This is a genomic window from Paraburkholderia sp. J8-2, assembly GCF_905220195.1.
In the GTDB taxonomy this organism is placed as follows: domain Bacteria; phylum Pseudomonadota; class Gammaproteobacteria; order Burkholderiales; family Burkholderiaceae; genus Paraburkholderia.
In genome coordinates this window covers 115,689-132,333 of record NZ_CAJMZA010000011.1, presented here as the reverse complement: position 1 = coordinate 132,333, position 16,645 = coordinate 115,689, and the positions used below count along the sequence as shown (strand labels likewise).

Sequence of the window (16,645 nt, the reverse complement as noted above, 5' to 3'; positions counted from 1 at the left end):
CTGGCTCCCGTGAGAAACGCGTTCAGAGGCCCAGCACGCCCTTCACCTGCGCCGCATCGACGCCGCTGCCCGCGAAGTCGTCGAACGCATGCTCGGCCACGCGGATGATGTGCCGTTTGATGAATTCGGCGCCCTCGCGCGCGCCGTCGTGGGGATGCTTGAGCGCGCACTCCCATTCGAGCACGGCCCAGCCCGGATAGCCGTACTGCGTGAGCTTCGAGAAGATCGCGCCGAAGTCGATCTGCCCGTCGCCGAGCGAGCGAAAGCGCCCCGCACGCTCGACCCATCCGCTGTAGCCGCCGTACACCCCTTGCTTGCCCGTGGGGCGGAATTCGGCGTCTTTCACGTGAAAGGCCTTGATGCGCGCGTGATAGAGGTCGATGAACGCGAGGTAATCGAGCTGCTGCAGCACGAAGTGGCTCGGGTCGTAGAGGATGTTCGCGCGCGGATGATCGTCCACGCCCGCCAGAAAGCGCTCGAACGTCACGCCGTCGTGCAGGTCCTCGCCCGGATGCAGTTCGTAGCAGACGTCGACGCCCGCCGCGTCGAACGCATCGAGGATCGGCCGCCAGCGGCGCGCGAGTTCGTCGAAGGCGGTTTCGACGAGACCCGCCGGCCGCTGCGGCCACGGATAGAAGTACGGCCACGCCAACGCGCCCGAAAACGTCACGTGCGCGCTGAGCCCCAGATTCTTCGAGGCGCGCGCGGCCAGCATCAACTGCTCGACGGCCCACGCCGTGCGCGCTTCGCGATTGCCCCGCACCTGCGGCGGCGCAAAGCCGTCGAACAGCGCGTCGTAGGCGGGATGCACGGCCACGAGCTGTCCTTGCAGATGCGTGGAAAGCTCGGTGATCGCCACGCCCGCGTCGTCGGCCTGCTGGCGCAGGTCGTCGCAGTACGCGGTGCTCGACGCCGCCTGCGCGAGATCGACGAGGCGCGCATCCGTGGGCACCTGGATGCCCTTGTAGCCGAGCTGGGCCGCCCAGCCGGCCATGTGCCCGAAGCTGTCGAACGGCGCGTCGTCGCCGAGAAACTGCGCGAGGAATATGGCCGGGCCTTTGATCGTCTTCATCGCAAGCCCCGTCCTTAGAACGGCGAATCAGGGAAGTAGAACTGCTTCGCGTTTTCCTTGGTGATCAGCACGGAAGGGATGATCGTCGTAGGCGGCAGCGACTTGCCCTGCAAGCGCGCTTCGGCCGTGAGCTTGATCGCGTCGTAGATGAACTTCGGCGAATACGACACATCGGCCTTGATGAGCGGATCGCCGTCCATCACGCGCTTGACCATCTCCTTCGATCCCGCGCCGCCGAACACGATCTTGATGTCGTTGCGCTTGGCCTGGTCGATGGCCTTGAGCACGCCCACGGCCATGTCGTCGTCGGCGGCCCAGACGGCGTCGATGTGCTTGAAGCGAGTGAGGTAGTCCTGCATCGTGCGGAACGCGTCGTCGCGGTTCCAGTTCGCGTACTTCGCGTCGAGGATCTTGATGTCCGGATAGTTCTTCAGCACCGAGGTGAACGCGGTCCAGCGCTCGTTGTCGAGCGTGGTGGGGATGCCGCGCAGCGCAACGATATCGCCCTTGCCGCCCAGTTGCTTGGCGAGATATTCGGCGGGGATCTTGCCGAACGCCGTGTTGTCGCCGGCGACATAAGCGTCCTGCGCGCTCGTGTCGGTCAAGCCGCGATCGACCACCGTCACGTACACGCCCTGCTTCTTTACCTGTGCGACCGGCTGCGTGAGCGAAGCCGATTCATACGGGAAGATCACGAGTGCGTTGATCTTGTTGACGGTCACGAGGTCCTGCAACTGGTTCGCCTGATCGGGTGCGTTCGCCGCCGTCTTGACGATGACCTTGAGGTCCGGGTGCGCCTTCTCCAGATCCTTCTTCGCCTGATTCGCCCACCAGACGATGCCGCCCGTGAAGCCGTGGTCGGCGGTGGGAATGGCCACGCCCAGCGTGACCTTGTCGTCAGCGCGCGCCGCGCCCGCACCGACCGTCGCCGCCACGCCGAGCGCCAGCGCGCCCGCACACATCGTTCGAATCATCTTCTTCATGATGCCGTCTCCTTTTCGTGCGGGCCCACGCCCGTTCTTGCGTTGAGTTTTCGCTGCCTCCTTCGACTTCCCGACTGCCTTGCCAGATCTGCTTCGCCATCCTTATCGTCTGCCGCGCTGCAGGAAGGCCACGGCGATGATCGCCACGCCCTGCACCGCCGCATTCAGATACACGCTGATGATGCTCGTGAGATTGAGAATATTGGCGATGACCGAGAGCAGCACCGCGCCGACCACGGTGCCCGCCACGCGCCCTTCGCCACCCTTGAGCGCGGTACCGCCCACCACCACGGCGGCGATCGCCTCCAGCTCCCACAGCAAGCCTGTCGTCGGCGTGGCGGAGCCGAGGCGCGGCACATAGAGCACGGTCGCCACGCCCACGCACACGCCCAGCAGCACGTAGGTTGCGCACTTCACGCGATCGACGCGGATCGCGGCATAGCGCGCGACCTGCTCGTTCGAGCCGATCGCCTGCACGTGCCGCCCGAACGCGGTGCGGTTCAGAATGAGCGCGCCGCCCGCTGCCGTGAGCGCGAACACCCACACGGGCACCGGAATGCCGAAGAGGCTCGCGTAATACACCGGGCCGTACAGATCGACGAGATTGTTCTGCAGCGTGAGCGCGCCGCCGTCGGCGAGCCACGTGAGCACCGAGCGGAAGATGCCGAGCGTGCCGAGCGTCACGATGAACGGCTCGATGCGCCCGCGCGTGATCAGCAAACCATGCGCGAGCCCGAACACCGCGCCGAGCACGAGCGCAATCGCAATGCCGATCGCGACGATGGCCAAAGGGGCAAACGCATGGTCGCTCGCGGCCAGCGTATTCATGACCCAGATCATCACGCCCGCGATGAGCGCGGCCATCGACCCGACCGAAAGATCGATGCCGCCCGAAATGATCACGAACGTCATGCCCACGGAAATGATGCCGATGAACGAGGTGCGCGTGAGCACGTTGAGCAGGTTGCCGGCGGTGGCGAAATCGCGGTTCAGCAGGGTGCCGAGCACGCACACCAGGATCAGGCCGATGAGCGGCCCGACGCCCGCGAGCCGATGCACGAAACGCGCTGCGGCCGAGCGCGCGCCACGGCCTTCGGACGGTGCATCAGTGGGTGCCGGTTGCATGAGCGATCAGCTCCTCTTCGTTCAGATGTTCGCGCCCGAGCGTGGCGACGAGCCGGCCCGCGCGCATCACGGCCACGCGATGCGCCAGGCCGATCAGCTCGACCAGTTCGGACGAGATCACGACGACCGCGCGCCCCGAGGCCGCGAGCCGCTGGATCAGGAAATAGATGTCGCGTTTCGCGCCCACGTCCACGCCGCGCGTAGGCTCGTCGAGCACGATCACGCGCGGGTCGGGCTGCAGGAACTTGGCGAGCGCGAGCTTCTGCTGGTTGCCGCCCGAGAGCATGCGCGCGCGGCTGTCGAGGTCGCCGGTGCGGATGCCGAATTCGCGCACCGCTTTTTCCAGCGCGCGGCGGGCCGCCTTGAGGTCGAGCAGCGGATGGCCGTAGCGCTCGAGCGTCATGAGCGTGAGGTTGTCCTGCAGCGTGAGGTTCATGTGCAGGCCGCGTCCTTTTCTGTCTTCGCTCAGGTACGTGAGGCCGTGGCGCATCGCGTCGCGCGGGTGGCGCAGCGTCACGGCGCGGCCGTCGATCTCGATCTCGCCCGCGTGCCGGTGGCGCAAGCCCACGATCGCCTCGAACGCCTCGCTGCGCCCCGCGCCCACGAGCCCCGCAAAACCGAGAATCTCGCCCGCGCGCACCTCGAAGGAGAGATCCTCGACCCAGCCCGGCACGGCGAGATTCGTCACGCGCAGCGCGACAGGCGCATCCGCGCTCGCTGCGCTTTTCTCAGGAAACATGTCGGAGACGTCGCGGCCCACCATAAGGTTCGCCATCTGCTGGCGCGCGAGCCCCGCCGTCGCGCTCGCGGCCACGAAGCGCCCGTCGCGCATCACGACCACGTCGTCCGTGATGCGCTCCACTTCGTCGAGCTTGTGCGAGATGTAGACGAGCGTCGTGCCGGCGGCGCGCAGCTTCGTCATCAGCGCGAAAAGCCGCGCGGTTTCGGCGGGCGTGAGCGTGGCCGTGGGCTCGTCCATGATGAGCAGGCGCGCGTGGCGCGAGAGCGCCTTGGCGATCTCCACGAGCTGCTTTTCGGCGACGATCAGCTCGCGCACCTTCACGTCCGGGTCGCGCGCGAGCCCCACCTGCGCGAGCAGTTCGCGCGCCTCGCGGCGCATGGCGGCGTCGTCCACCAGCCAGCCTTTGCGCTTCTCGTGGCCAAGGAAGATGTTCTGCGCGATCGTCAGGTGCTCGGCGAGGTTGAACTCCTGGTGGATCAGCACGATGCCGGCGGCCTCGGCTTCGCGCGAGCCTTCGAAGCGGCGCGGCACGCCGTCCACCAGCATCTCGCCCGCACTCGCTTCTTCGTAGCCGGCGAGGATCTTCATGAGCGTGGACTTGCCCGCGCCGTTCTCGCCCAGCAGCCCGTGAATGCGACCCGGCGCAAGCTCGAAGCTCACACCGTGCAGCACGCGCACGGGACCGAAGTCCTTGCGGATGTCGTTGAACTTCACGGCGACGCTCATGCGCGTGCGCTCCTCCAGTGGCCTTGTCTGCGGGTTTTGGCTGACGGCTCGCGCCGTCAGCCTCTGCTCCGCTGGTCTCCCCTGCTATGTGTTCACTGACGTCTGCCGACTTCACCCGCTCTCGCGCACCACGAGCCTGTGCGGCAGCAGCACGCCCGGCACGCTCGCGCGCGGGTCGGCGAAACGCCGCAGCAACAGCCGCGCGGCCGTCTCGCCCAGCTCCCGCATGGGCTGCGCGATCGTCGTGAGCGGCGGATCGATCTGCGCGGCAAGCGCGATATCGTCGAAGCCGACCACGGCGACGTCTTGCGGCACGCGCCGCCCCGCGCCGCGCAAGCCGTTGATCACCCCCACCGCGAGCGTGTCCGACACCGCGAAAATCGCGTCGGGCGCCTCGCCTGCGGGCAACTGCATGAGCGCGGCGGCGGCCTGCGCGCCCGCGTCGTAGTCGAGGCAGTTCACGTTCACGCGCCAGGCGTCGCGCATCGCAATGCCCGCTTCGGCAAGCGCATCGCGCCAGCCGTCGCGGCGTTGCTGCGCGTACAGATAGTGTTCGTCGGAGTTGATCAGCGCGACACGCCGCCGCCCCCGCGCGATCAGATGCCGCACGGCGTCGTGTGCGGCCCGGTAGTTGTCGATGCCCACATACGGCACGCCCACGTCCGGATCGAACTCGCAGCAGGCCACCCACGGCAGCGCCGTCGATTCCGCCGCAAGCGCGTGCTGGACGGTGGCCGGGTCGAGGCAGATCGCCCCGTCCGCGCGGTGGCGGCGCAGCAGGTCGAAGTAGCTGCGCTCGCGGCCGGCGTCGGCGCCCGTGTCGCACAGCAGCAGGAAAAAGCCGTGCTGGCGCGCCACGCTGTCGATGCCGCGCACGATCTCCGCATAAAACGGGTTGCCGAAGTCGGGCACCATCGTCAGCAGCAGGCGGCTTTCGGCGGTGCGCAGGTTGCGCGCGAGTTCGTTCACGCGATAGCCGCTCGTCTCGATTTCGGCGAGCACGCGCTCGCGCGTCGCGGCGCGCACGTTCGCGTGGCCGTTGAGCACGCGCGAGACCGTCGCGACCGACACGCCCGCGCGCTGCGCCACCGCCGCGATCGAGCCGCCGCGCGCGGCGGTGTCCCCGCGGGCGTGGGCGTCTTCGTGTTGCGCTTGCGGCAATCGGGACGAGCGAGCGGGCATGGGCGACAAGCGATCGTGACCGGTTCGGAACGGCGCGGCGGCGCAGGCGCGGGGCCTTCGGGCGCGGCCGGATGTAATCGATTACATTTTTGGTACGAGAACCGCAAAATCGCAAGGCTCACGAAGCCAGGACAAACACCGATCCGTTAGCGCCCCCGCAACGCCCGCCCGCTGCCGGCGGCGCGGCCGGGCCGGAAGCCGGTTTGCTACAATTCTCCGATTGCCCGACGCCTTTTTTGCCGGGCTTTGATACGAACCGATCCCGACCACAACGCCGAGTCACCATGAACATCGAACAAGCGCGTTTCAACATGATCGAACAGCAGATTCGCACCTGGGAAGTGCTCGACCAGGACGTGCTGAACCTGCTCGCGATCGTCAAGCGTGAGCATTTCGTCCCCGAGGCCTATACCGCCCTCGCGTTCGCCGACCTCGAACTGCCGCTGCCGAACGGCCAGCACATGCTGGCGCCGCGCGTCGAAGCGCGCGTGCTGCAGGAGCTCGCGGTGAAGAAGCACGAGAGCGTGCTGGAAATCGGTGCGGGCTCCGGCTACATGGCGGCGCTGCTCGCGCACCGCGCGCAGAAGGTGCTGACCGTGGAAATCGATACGGAACTCGCCGAATTCGCACGCGCGAACTTCGTCAAGAACGGCGTGCTGAACGCCGAAGTCGTGGTCGGCGACGGCGCACGCGGCTGGGCCGCGAATGCGCCGTACGACGTGATCTGCGTCTCCGGCGGCCTGCCGGTCGTGCCGCAGGAGCTGCTCGAGCAGCTCAAGGTGGGCGGGCGTCTCGCCGCTTTCGTGGGCGGCGCGCCGGTCATGGAAGCGCAGATCATCACGCGCATCGACGAGAAGCAGTTCCGCATTGCGGGCGTGTTCGAGACGTATGTCGAAGCGCTGCAAAACGCCGTGCATCCGCCGCGCTTCAAGTTCTGAGCGCAGCCAACCCGTTGTATCGCCGGGTGTCTTTCATGGTTGCCCGGCCTTTTACCCGATCGAGTCTTCCATGCAGAATCTGACCGCCCCCGCCCTCGCCGAATGGCTTGCCGACACCACCCGCGAGGCCCCCGTGCTGCTCGACGTGCGCGAGCCGTGGGAAATCGAAACGGCAAAGATCGCCGGCAGCACGTCGATCCCCATGCGCGAGATCCCCGCGCGCAGCGAGGAACTGGACGACGAGGCGCAGATTGTCTGCATTTGCCACCACGGCGCGCGCAGCGCCCAGGTGGCGATGTTCCTCGAATCGCGCGGCCATACGAAGGTGTTCAACCTGCAAGGCGGCATCGACGCCTGGTCGCGTCAGGTCGACCCCAAGGTGCCAACGTACTAAGCCGGCGCACGCCAGCTTTGACGCAAGGGCGCGGCTTAGGCCGCGCCCTTTGTCATTTCTGGGCCGCTCGCCCAGTTCCCACTCCGTTCCCGCACAGTTCCCCCTCCGTTCCATCGCAGTCCACCTCGCGCAGCACCAGCGTTGCGCTCATGCACAACGATGCAGCGTGCCTGGCGATCCCGGTCGGCCCGCTTCATGCAGGCGCGCACTGACACGATGCAGCGCGCCCGAACATGCATCTCGCTGCACCACAATCGCCCGCCCGCCGCACGTGCACCGATGCGCTTCGCATCGCCGCGTGCCTTATGGGGCAAGCCTCGTGCTTTCCCCTCGCGCTGGCACAACGCTTGCAGAAGGGTGTGCGCAAGACAGGCCACACACACCGGGCGGCGCGCAAGACGACAAACCACCACGCGCCACGGCCCACGACTCACTCACGGACAAGAGGCACAAAAATGAAACGTCGCAGTCTGTTGAAACTCGGGACGATGTCGGGCGCACTCGCGGCAGCGGGGCGCATGCCGTTCGCTCACGCGGACACCGGCAGCGGGCCGATCAAGGTCGGCATCCTGCATTCGCTCTCGGGCACGATGGCCATTTCGGAGACCTCACTGAAAGACACCGCGTTGATGACGATTGCCGACATCAACAAGAATGGCGGCGTGATGGGGCGTCAGATCCAGCCCGTGGTGGTCGACCCGGCCTCCAACTGGCCGCTCTTCGCCGAAAAGGCGCGCCAGCTCCTCACGCAAGACAAGGTGGCCTGCGTGTTCGGCTGCTGGACCTCGGTGTCGCGCAAGTCGGTGCTGCCGGTGTTCGAGGAACTGAACGGCCTGCTCTACTACCCCGTGCAGTACGAAGGGGAAGAGATGTCGCGCAACGTGTTCTATACGGGCGCCGCGCCCAACCAGCAGGCCATTCCCGCAGTGGAATACCTGATGAGCGCGCAAGGCGGCGGTGCGAAGCGCTTCTTCCTGCTCGGTACGGACTATGTGTATCCGCGCACGACCAACAAGATCCTGCGCGCGTTCCTGCACTCGAAGGGCGTGAGCGACAGCGATATTCAGGAGGTCTACACGCCGTTCGGCCATAGCGACTATCAGACCATCGTCGCGAACATCAAGACGTTCTCGCAAGGCGGCAAGACCACCGTCGTTTCGACCATCAACGGCGACTCGAACGTGCCGTTCTACAAGGAGCTCGGCAATCAGGGCATCAAGGCGACCGACGTGCCCGTGGTCGCGTTCTCCGTGGGCGAGGAAGAACTGCGCGGCATCGACACGAAGCCGCTCGTGGGACACCTCGCGGCGTGGAATTACTTCATGTCGGTGAAGGGCGCGAGCAACACGAAGTTCAAGGAGCAGTTCGAAGCCTGGGTGCAGACGAACAACCTGCCCGGCGGAGCCAAGCGCGTGACCAACGACCCGATGGAAGCGACCTTCGTGGGCATCCATATGTGGAAGCAAGCCGTGGAAAAGGCGAAGAGCACCGACGTCGACAAGGTGCGCGTGGCGATGATCGGCCAGACCGTGGCGGCGCCCTCGGGCTTCACGCTCACGATGGACGGCAACCATCACCTGCACAAGCCGGTCATGATCGGCGAGATTCGCGGCGACGGTCAGTTCAATGTGGTGTGGAAAACGAAGACCGCCATCCGCGCGCAACCGTGGAGCCCGTTCATCGCCGGCAACGAAGGCAAGCCTGACGTGGTCACCTCGACCACACTGCCCGCCTTCCTGCGCCGCTCGCGCGTAGCCTGACGTTGCCCTTCGCAAGCGCCGCACCGCGGCGTGCGCTTGCGTGCTCTGTCTACGGACACGCGGCGTAACGGCCTGGCCGTTGCCGCGGTCCGCACCAAAAGAAAACATCATGGCTCTCTCACTCCCGAGGTACGCGCGCGCGGGCTTGCGCCACGCGCTCGCCGCGGCTGCGCTCTTTTCGGCGCTATGCACTGGCGCACACGCACTCGATGCAGCCGACGTCGCGCCGCTTGGCGGCGACGACTTCGACGCGAAATCCGCGGCCATCGACAAGCTCATCGCCACGCATGACGCCGCCTCGCTGGCGCTCCTGAAAGCGCTCGCTGACGACAACGTCACGGCGACCGATTCCGGCGAAGTGCTCGTGCAGGATGGCGAGAATGCGCGCGACGCCGCAACGGGCAAGCCCGTCGCCGCAAACGTCGCGTCGAGCGCGCAGCCCATCACGCTGAACAACATCCTGCGCTCGAAGGTGGCGGGCGCAGTGTCGGGCCTGCAACTCGCCTCGCCAGACCTGGAGACGCGTCGAGCCGCCATCGCGGAACTGCTGAAGAACCCCGACCCGGCCATGAAGCCGATGATCGACGCCGCGCGCGCGCAGGAAACCGACCCCACCCTCAAGCGCCGCCTCGACACGCTCTGGGCCATGACGGCGCTGCACGATCCGAACACGGCCACGCGTCTCGAAGCGGCGAAGCTCGTCGCGGCGCGGCACGACCTCGACATGTACGAACTGTTGCGCCCGCTCGTCGCGAAGAACGCGAGCGGCGCGTACAACGAGCCCGATGCCGACGTGCGCGCCGCAGCGCAACAGGGCATCGACGCGCTCGATTCGATCCAGCGCCGCAGCGAGATCTTCGGCACGCTGTTCGCGGGCCTCTCGCTCGGCAGCGTGCTGCTGCTCGCGGCGCTCGGTCTTGCCATCACCTACGGGCTCATCGGCGTCATCAACATGGCGCACGGCGAGTTCCTCATGATCGGTGCGTACGCAACCTATGTCGTGCAAACGCTCGTGCAGCGCTATGCGCCCGGCGCGTTCGACTGGTATCCGCTCTTCGCGATTCCCGCTTCGTTCGTCGCCGCGGCGCTCGTCGGCGCCGTGATCGAGCGGCTCGTGATCCGCCATCTTTACGGCCGCCCGCTCGAAACGCTGCTCACCACGTTCGGGATCAGCCTCATTCTCATTCAGGCCACGCGCATGATCTTCGGCGCGCAGAACGTGCAGGTCGAAAACCCTTCGTGGATGAGCGGTGGCGTGACCGTCATGCCCAACCTCATCCTGCCGTATAACCGTCTCGCGATCCTCGCTTTCGCGCTGATCGTGGTGGGCATTGCGTGGACCGTGCTCACGAAGACGCGCCTTGGCCTCTTTGTGCGCGCCGTCACGCAAAACCGCCGCATGGCCGCGTGCGTGGGCGTGCGCACCGCGCGCGTGGATGCGTGGGCCTTCGCGTTCGGCGCGGGCGTGGCGGGCCTCGGCGGCTGCGCGCTCTCGCAGATCGGCAACGTCGGTCCCGATCTGGGCCAGAGCTACATCATCGATTCGTTCATGGCCGTGGTGCTGGGCGGCGTCGGGCAGATCGCGGGCACCGTGATTGGCGGCTTTGGTCTCGGGCTCGTCTCCAAGGCCATCGAGCCGTTTTGGGGCGCCGTGCTCGCGAAGATCGCCGTGCTGGTGCTGATCGTGCTCTTCATCCAGAAGCGTCCGCAGGGGCTATTCGCCCTCAAGGGCCGCAGCGCGGAGGCATGACATGACGAGCGTCACTTCCTCTTCCGCGCGTCACACGCTGGGCGCATCGCATGGCCCCGGCGGCGACGCGGAAACGTTCGCCCTCGGCTTGCCCGCGCGCCCCGCCCTGCTCTCGCCGCGCGCATGGCTCGCGCTCATCGTGCTGATCCTCGCGATCGGCGTGGGCGTGCCGCTTTGCGCGCTGGTGCTGCCGCAATCGAGTGCGCTGCATCTTTCCGCCTATGCCATGACGCTAGGCGGCAAGCTCATGTGCTACGCGATCGCGGCGCTCGCGCTCGATCTCGTGTGGGGCTATTGCGGCATTCTGAGCCTCGGTCACGGCCTGTTCTTCGCGCTGGGCGGCTACGCCATCGGCATGTACCTCATGCGCGAAATCGGTCACGACGGCAAGTACGGCAGCGACCTGCCCGACTTCATGGTGTTTCTCGACTGGCACGCGCTGCCGTGGTACTGGCAGGGCACCGAGCACCTCGGGTATGCGCTCCTGCTCGTCGTGCTCGTGCCCGCCGTGGTCGCGTGGGTATTCGGCTTCTTCACGTTCCGCTCGCGCGTGAAAGGCGTCTACCTCTCGATCATCACGCAGGCCATGACGTTCGCCGCGATGCTGCTGTTCTACCGCAACGAAACGGGCTTCGGCGGCAACAACGGCTTCACCGACTTCAAGCGCATCGCGGGCATGCCGATCACGCATCCAGGCACGCGCACCGTGCTGTTCCTGCTGACGTTCGCCGTGCTCGTACTCGCGTTTCTCGGCGCGCGGGCCATCGTCACCTCGAAGCTCGGGCGCGTGGTGACCGCCGTGCGCGACGGCGAAACCCGCCTCATGTTTCTCGGCTACAGCCCGCTTGGCTACAAGCTGTTCGTGTGGACCGTCTCGGCCATTCTGTGCGGCATTGCGGGCGCGCTTTACGTGCCGCAGGTCGGCATCATCAACCCGAGCGAGATGTCGCCCGGCAATTCGATCGAAATGGCGATCTGGGTGGCCGTGGGCGGACGCGGCACGTTGATCGGGCCGATCATCGGCGCCTTCGCCGTGAACGGCGCGAAGAGCTTCTTCACCGCGCATTTCGCCGAGTACTGGCTGTTCTTCCTCGGCCTGATGTTCGTGCTCGTGCCCCTGCTGCTGCCCAACGGCATCATGGGTCTCATCGAACTCATCCGGAACCGGATCACTGACCGGACCCGTGCGCGGATCACAGCGCGGAGCGAACGCCCATGAACGGACATATCCTGCTCAACGACCCGCTCAACCACAACCCGTTCGACGACGCCCTCAAGCACGACGAACTCGCCCTCTCGGGTGTGGCGGATCTCGGGCACGTAGTCGAGCCCGGCGCGATCGATATCTCGCACGGCACGATCCTCTACCTCGAAGACGTGACCGTGAGCTTCGACGGCTTTCGGGCGCTCAACAAGCTGTCGCTCGTAATCGACGTGGGCGAGCTGCGCTGCGTGATCGGCCCGAACGGCGCGGGCAAGACCACGATGATGGATGTCATCACCGGCAAGACCTCGCCCGACTCGGGCAAGGTGTTCCTCGGCCAGACGCTCGACCTCACGCGTATGAACGAGCCCGCCATCGCGCGCACGGGCATTGGCCGCAAGTTCCAGAAGCCCACGGTGTTCGAGCAGCATCCCGTATGGGAGAACCTCGAACTCGCGATGAAAGCCGACAAGGGCTGGTTCGCCACGCTGCGCGCGCGCCTTGGGCGCGAGGCGCAGGCGAAGATCGAGGAAACGCTCGAAGTGATCCGGCTCGAGAGCGACGCGCGGCGCCTCGCGGGCGAGCTTTCGCACGGCCAGAAGCAGCGGCTCGAAATCGGCATGCTGCTCATGCAAAAGCCGCAACTGCTGCTGCTCGACGAGCCCGCCGCAGGCATGACCGACGACGAAACCATGGAACTCGCCACGCTGCTCAACCGCCTGCGCGGCACCTGCTCGATGATGGTGGTCGAGCACGACATGGAGTTCGTCGCGGCGCTCGCGGGCGAAACGGGCCGCGTGACGGTGATGGCCGAAGGCAGCGTGCTCGCGCACGGCACGCTCGACGAAGTCAAGCGCGACGAGACGGTGATCGAATCGTATCTGGGCCGCTAGGCCACATCGACAATATCAGCCATGCTAACTATCGAATCGCTGAATCAGTATTACGGCGGCAGCCACATCCTGCGCAATGTCTCGATGACGGTGCCCGAGGGCGAACTCACCGTGCTGCTCGGGCGCAACGGCGTGGGCAAGACCACGCTGCTGCGCTGCCTCATGGGCGTCGTGCCGACGAAAAACGGCGCGATCGCCTGGCGCGGCGAGGCGCTCACGAAGCTGCCCACACATGCGCGCGTGGCGCAGGGCCTCGCTTACGTGCCGCAAGGGCGCGATATCTTTCCGCGTTTGAGCGTCGAAGAGAATCTGCTGGTGGGCGCGGCGAGCAAGAAACGCATGCCTTCCGCCGTGCCCGCGCATATCTACGAACTCTTTCCCGTGCTCAAGGACATGAAGGCGCGGCGTGGCGGCGACCTCTCGGGCGGCCAGCAGCAGCAGCTCGCCATCGGCCGCGCGCTGATGAGCGATCCGCAATTGCTCATTCTCGATGAGCCGACCGAAGGCATTCAGCCTTCGATCATCCAGGACATCGGCCGCACGCTGCGCAGGCTCGTGGAAGAGATGCACATGACGGTGCTGCTGGTCGAGCAGTACTACGACTTCGCCAAGGCCATTGCGGACCGCTACTGGGTGATGAGCCGAGGCGAAATCGTGGCGGGCGGCGCCGGGGCAAACATGGATGCGGATGGCGTGCGGGAGTTGATCGCCGTATAAGGGACATCAAGGTTTGTGCTGCCATCCTGTCTTTTGCCAGGCAGACAGGATGGCACGCGCGAACGCGCTACCGCTTGGGTACGCCGTCGCGCCACTCGCCCCAATGCGTGACGATGTCCTGCACGAGCGGATTGCCCGCGAGGTACAGGTTGCCGATCGCGATCGTGAAGCCGCCCTGCGATGCGTAGTTGAGCAAATTGTCGGCGCTCGTCTGGCCCGCGTACGGCCGGTCGAAATCCGAACCCGCACGCAGCACCGCGACGCGGTTCAGGTCGACGCGCTTCACGGTCGCCGCGCGCGTGAGCGCCTCGAACGTGGCGTTGTCTTCCTGCTGCGTCGTGCAATAGGTGCCCTTGCCGTCGGTCAGGATCTTCGTCCATTGCCGCGCGCGCTCGCCGAGGTCCGTGCCCGACCACCAGGTATCGCCCGCCAGCGTGTCGCACTGGAGGACGGTGGGCGGTCGGTTCGCGGGCGCATAGCTGTATTTGGCGCGGGCGGCTTGCGCCTGCGCGTCGTCGGTCAGCGTCACGCTGCGCGACAGCGCGAAGGCCGCGTTCGAGAGCGCCGGATTGAGCTGGAACACTTCCGTGCGATAGTCGAGCGGCGGCTTTTGCGTCGGGCCCGTCGTGTTGATGCCGAGATAGCCGGTGTTCCAGCCCTGGGGAATTTCGCGTCCGTCGATCTCCCACTGAATGCCGAAGTCGACGAGCCAGTTCGCCCACGCAGCGGAACCGACGGTCCCCTGACCCGGATCGATACCGGCGATGCCCGCCACCATGAAGTACGTACGACGCAGGTCGAAACGCGGCGAGAACGTCAGCGCCATGATCGACGCGGCGGCATTCGCGTGCCCCATGCCCGTCGTCATCACGCACACGTCCTGGCGATTGCAGTGCACGGCCGGATAGTCCGGAGACAGACCGGCGACCGTAATGTCCTGCCACGGTCCGAGATGATCGAGCCATACCTGGCCTTCCGGTCCGAACATCGAAATGATCATCACCTTGACCGGACGGCCATGCGAGCCGCCGTCGTCCTGCGAGAAGCTGTCGTCGGCTTGCGCGACGACCGGCGCAACGGCTGCGCCGGCCATGAACAACGACGAAAGCACCGCACCAAAAGCACGATTTAGCATAAGAGGCCCCACCTTGTTTAAGAACTGCGGTTGCGAGAAGTGAATCGCGTGCCGTGTTGTCGACGGATGTCATGCTTGTTTTTCGGCGTGCAGCGTGGGGCCTGGGCGTGAGCCGCGCAGGCGAAAGTGAGTATAGGCGGAGAAAAAAATGCCATCGTTTCCGGCGCGCAAGTGCCCTCGCGCGTGACCAGCGCGCGTGGGCGAGCGTGCTATCCTGCACGCCATTGTTCGCCTCTTCCCCTTCACTACGCATGACGCTCCACGTCGATCACGCCTCACTCGCCAACACCACGTTTCGCAGCACCGCGCATCAGGAATGGGCCGCGAAACTCGAACTCGGCTTCGAGCGCCAGGGCGCGCGCACCGCGCTCACCCATCGCCTGCACGCGGGTCCGTTGCGCGTGCAACGGCCGCTCTACCCAGAAGGCGATGCGATCTGCCACGCGGTGATCGTGCATCCGCCCGCGGGGATTGCTGGCGGCGACCGGCTCGACATCGACGTGAACGTGGGCGATGGCGCTCACGCTGTACTCACCACGCCGGGCGCGACCAAGTGGTACAAGTCGAACGGCCGTGTGGCGCGCCAGCGCATCAATGTGCGCGTGGGCGCCGGCGCGAAGCTCGACTGGCTGCCGCAGAACAACCTCGTGTTCGATCACGCCCACGCCGAACTCGAATTCGCGCTCACGCTCGGCGCGGGGGCCACGGCCATTGGCTGGGATGCGACGCAGCTAGGCCGCCAGGCCGCGGGCGAGCGCTGGTCGGCGGGCATGGTGCGGGCGCTCACGCGCGTGACGCGCGCAGCGCCGGAAAGCGACGGTGACGATCAACTGCTGTGGCTCGAACGCGCGCTCATCGACGCCAACGACCCGCTGCGCGACGCACCGCAAGGGCTCGCGGGCTACCCCGCGTTCGGCGTGCTGTGGGCGATTGGCCCGGCGTGCAACGAGGCGCTCGCGCAAGACCTCGCCGCGATCCTGCCCTTCGACGACGCGCAGCGATCGGGCGCGACCTGCATCGTGCCGGGCGTCCTGCTTGTGCGCGTGGTCGCGCGGTCGATGGAACCGCTGCAGCACACGCTCACGCAGTGCTGGACGGCGCTGCGTCCGTTCGTGCATGGCGTGAAGGCCGCGCCGCTGCGCTTGTGGACGACCTGAGCGCGCACCGCAGCGGTGCTCGTTAGCACTTCCACGCACAGTAGCGCAGCGCAGCAACGCCAATACGGTGCAAATCCGCCATAAAATTGGTGCATCGACGCTGCCCCCTTCATTGGCACACACCTTGCTGTGAGCTTGCATCGATTCGTGCGCGCCGCGCGCGAGGCCGCAAGCTGCGCGTAACCCGGCTCCCGTAAGCTGGGCCGACAGCCTTGCCCCAACCGACCCAGAACGATGAAGCTCACGCCACGCGAGAAAGACAAGCTCCTGATCTTCACCGCCGCGCTGCTCGCCGAAAGGCGCCGCGCCCGCGGCCTCAAACTCAACTACCCGGAAGCCGTCGCGTTCATCAGCGCGGCGCTCATGGAAGCGGCCCGCGACGGCAAGACCGTCGCCGAGGTCATGCACTACGGCACCACGCTGCTCACGCGCGACGACGTGATGGAAGGCGTGCCCGAGATGATCCCCGACATTCAGGTCGAAGCGACCTTCCCCGACGGCACCAAGCTCGTCACCGTTCACCATCCGATCCCCTGAGCCGGGAGGAGCCACCCATGATCCCCGGCGAAATGCTGATCGACGACGGCGAAATCGAACTCAACGCAGGCCGCGAGACCGTCACCGTGAAGGTGGCGAACACGGGCGACCGCCCCGTGCAGATCGGCTCGCACTTCCACTTCTACGAGGTCAACGACGCACTCGCGTTCGACCGTGAAGCCGCACGCGGCTTTCGCCTGAACATTGCGGCGGGCACGGCCGTGCGCTTCGAGCCAGGACAGGAGCGCACCGTGGAGCTCGTGGCGCTCGCGGGAGAGCGCGCCGTGTACGGCTTCAACGGCCGCGTAATGGGCCCGCTCTGAGCGCGGC

General features: G+C 66.4%; 16 protein-coding genes. 10 read left to right on the top strand and 6 right to left on the bottom strand.

The features are described 5' to 3' along the window. Positions 1-22 precede the first annotated feature (22 nt). The 5 genes from U5A52_RS23590 to U5A52_RS23570 all read right to left on the bottom strand — a co-directional run bounded on the left by U5A52_RS23590 (position 23) and on the right by U5A52_RS23570 (position 5,830). Positions 23-1,072 carry a sugar phosphate isomerase/epimerase gene (locus U5A52_RS23590; protein ID WP_321936459.1) on the bottom strand — a complete coding sequence of 350 codons (1,050 nt, stop codon included), beginning with the start codon at positions 1,070-1,072 and terminating at the stop codon, positions 23-25. A gap of 14 nt (positions 1,073-1,086) precedes the next feature. Continuing rightward, positions 1,087-2,055, bottom strand: a complete 969-nt coding sequence (locus tag U5A52_RS23585) for a substrate-binding domain-containing protein (protein WP_321936458.1) — start codon at positions 2,053-2,055, stop codon at positions 1,087-1,089. Between the two features lie 102 nt (positions 2,056-2,157). Then, a complete protein-coding gene (locus tag U5A52_RS23580; protein ID WP_321936457.1) occupies positions 2,158-3,180 on the bottom strand; it encodes an ABC transporter permease in 1,023 nt (340 codons plus the stop codon). Next, on the bottom strand, positions 3,161-4,648 hold the full coding sequence (locus U5A52_RS23575) for a sugar ABC transporter ATP-binding protein (protein ID WP_321936456.1): 1,488 nt from the start codon (positions 4,646-4,648) through the stop codon (positions 3,161-3,163). Before U5A52_RS23575 ends, U5A52_RS23580 begins: the two co-directional genes overlap by 20 nt. A gap of 111 nt (positions 4,649-4,759) precedes the next feature. Continuing rightward, positions 4,760-5,830 (bottom strand): LacI family DNA-binding transcriptional regulator, encoded by a 1,071-nt coding sequence (locus tag U5A52_RS23570; RefSeq protein WP_321936455.1) that lies wholly within the window; start codon positions 5,828-5,830, stop codon positions 4,760-4,762. A gap of 284 nt (positions 5,831-6,114) precedes the next feature. On the opposite strand from U5A52_RS23570, the gene U5A52_RS23565 reads away from it, so the two are divergent. From U5A52_RS23565 to urtE, 7 genes are all read left to right on the top strand, one after another. Further along, entirely contained in the window at positions 6,115-6,768 is a 654-nt protein-coding gene (locus U5A52_RS23565) for a protein-L-isoaspartate O-methyltransferase (RefSeq protein WP_321912788.1), read from the top strand. A gap of 70 nt (positions 6,769-6,838) precedes the next feature. After that, entirely contained in the window at positions 6,839-7,162 is a 324-nt protein-coding gene (locus U5A52_RS23560) for a rhodanese-like domain-containing protein (protein ID WP_158757209.1), read from the top strand. Positions 7,163-7,617: 455 nt separating this feature from the next. Continuing rightward, positions 7,618-8,922, top strand: coding sequence for an urea ABC transporter substrate-binding protein (gene urtA / locus U5A52_RS23555; RefSeq protein WP_321912792.1), 1,305 nt, complete (start codon positions 7,618-7,620; stop codon positions 8,920-8,922). A gap of 109 nt (positions 8,923-9,031) precedes the next feature. Further along, positions 9,032-10,672 (top strand): urea ABC transporter permease subunit UrtB, encoded by a 1,641-nt coding sequence (gene urtB / locus U5A52_RS23550; protein ID WP_321912794.1) that lies wholly within the window; start codon positions 9,032-9,034, stop codon positions 10,670-10,672. A 1-nt stretch (position 10,673) separates the two neighbouring features. Further along, entirely contained in the window at positions 10,674-11,891 is a 1,218-nt protein-coding gene (gene urtC, locus U5A52_RS23545) for an urea ABC transporter permease subunit UrtC (protein WP_321936454.1), read from the top strand. Then, the gene (gene urtD, locus U5A52_RS23540) at positions 11,888-12,769 is read left to right on the top strand and encodes an urea ABC transporter ATP-binding protein UrtD (RefSeq protein ID WP_321912797.1); all 882 of its coding nucleotides are present in this window, start codon (positions 11,888-11,890) and stop codon (positions 12,767-12,769) included. Before urtC ends, urtD begins: the two co-directional genes overlap by 4 nt. A 21-nt stretch (positions 12,770-12,790) precedes the next feature. Further along, positions 12,791-13,486 carry an urea ABC transporter ATP-binding subunit UrtE gene (gene urtE, locus U5A52_RS23535; RefSeq protein ID WP_321912799.1) on the top strand — a complete coding sequence of 232 codons (696 nt, stop codon included), beginning with the start codon at positions 12,791-12,793 and terminating at the stop codon, positions 13,484-13,486. A 67-nt stretch (positions 13,487-13,553) separates the two neighbouring features. Here urtE and U5A52_RS23530 read toward each other — a convergent pair whose 3' ends face one another. Next, the gene (locus U5A52_RS23530; RefSeq protein WP_321936453.1) at positions 13,554-14,621 is read right to left on the bottom strand and encodes a purine nucleoside permease; all 1,068 of its coding nucleotides are present in this window, start codon (positions 14,619-14,621) and stop codon (positions 13,554-13,556) included. Between the two features lie 251 nt (positions 14,622-14,872). On the opposite strand from U5A52_RS23530, the gene U5A52_RS23525 reads away from it, so the two are divergent. From U5A52_RS23525 to U5A52_RS23515, 3 genes are all read left to right on the top strand, one after another. Further along, a complete protein-coding gene (locus tag U5A52_RS23525; protein WP_321912804.1) occupies positions 14,873-15,778 on the top strand; it encodes an urease accessory protein UreD in 906 nt (301 codons plus the stop codon). A 234-nt stretch (positions 15,779-16,012) separates the two neighbouring features. Continuing rightward, the gene (gene ureA, locus U5A52_RS23520) at positions 16,013-16,315 is read left to right on the top strand and encodes an urease subunit gamma (protein WP_017773123.1); all 303 of its coding nucleotides are present in this window, start codon (positions 16,013-16,015) and stop codon (positions 16,313-16,315) included. 17 nt (positions 16,316-16,332) lie between these two features. Beyond that, on the top strand, positions 16,333-16,638 hold the full coding sequence (locus tag U5A52_RS23515; RefSeq protein ID WP_321912806.1) for an urease subunit beta: 306 nt from the start codon (positions 16,333-16,335) through the stop codon (positions 16,636-16,638). The last annotated feature ends 7 nt before the right edge of the window (positions 16,639-16,645 follow it).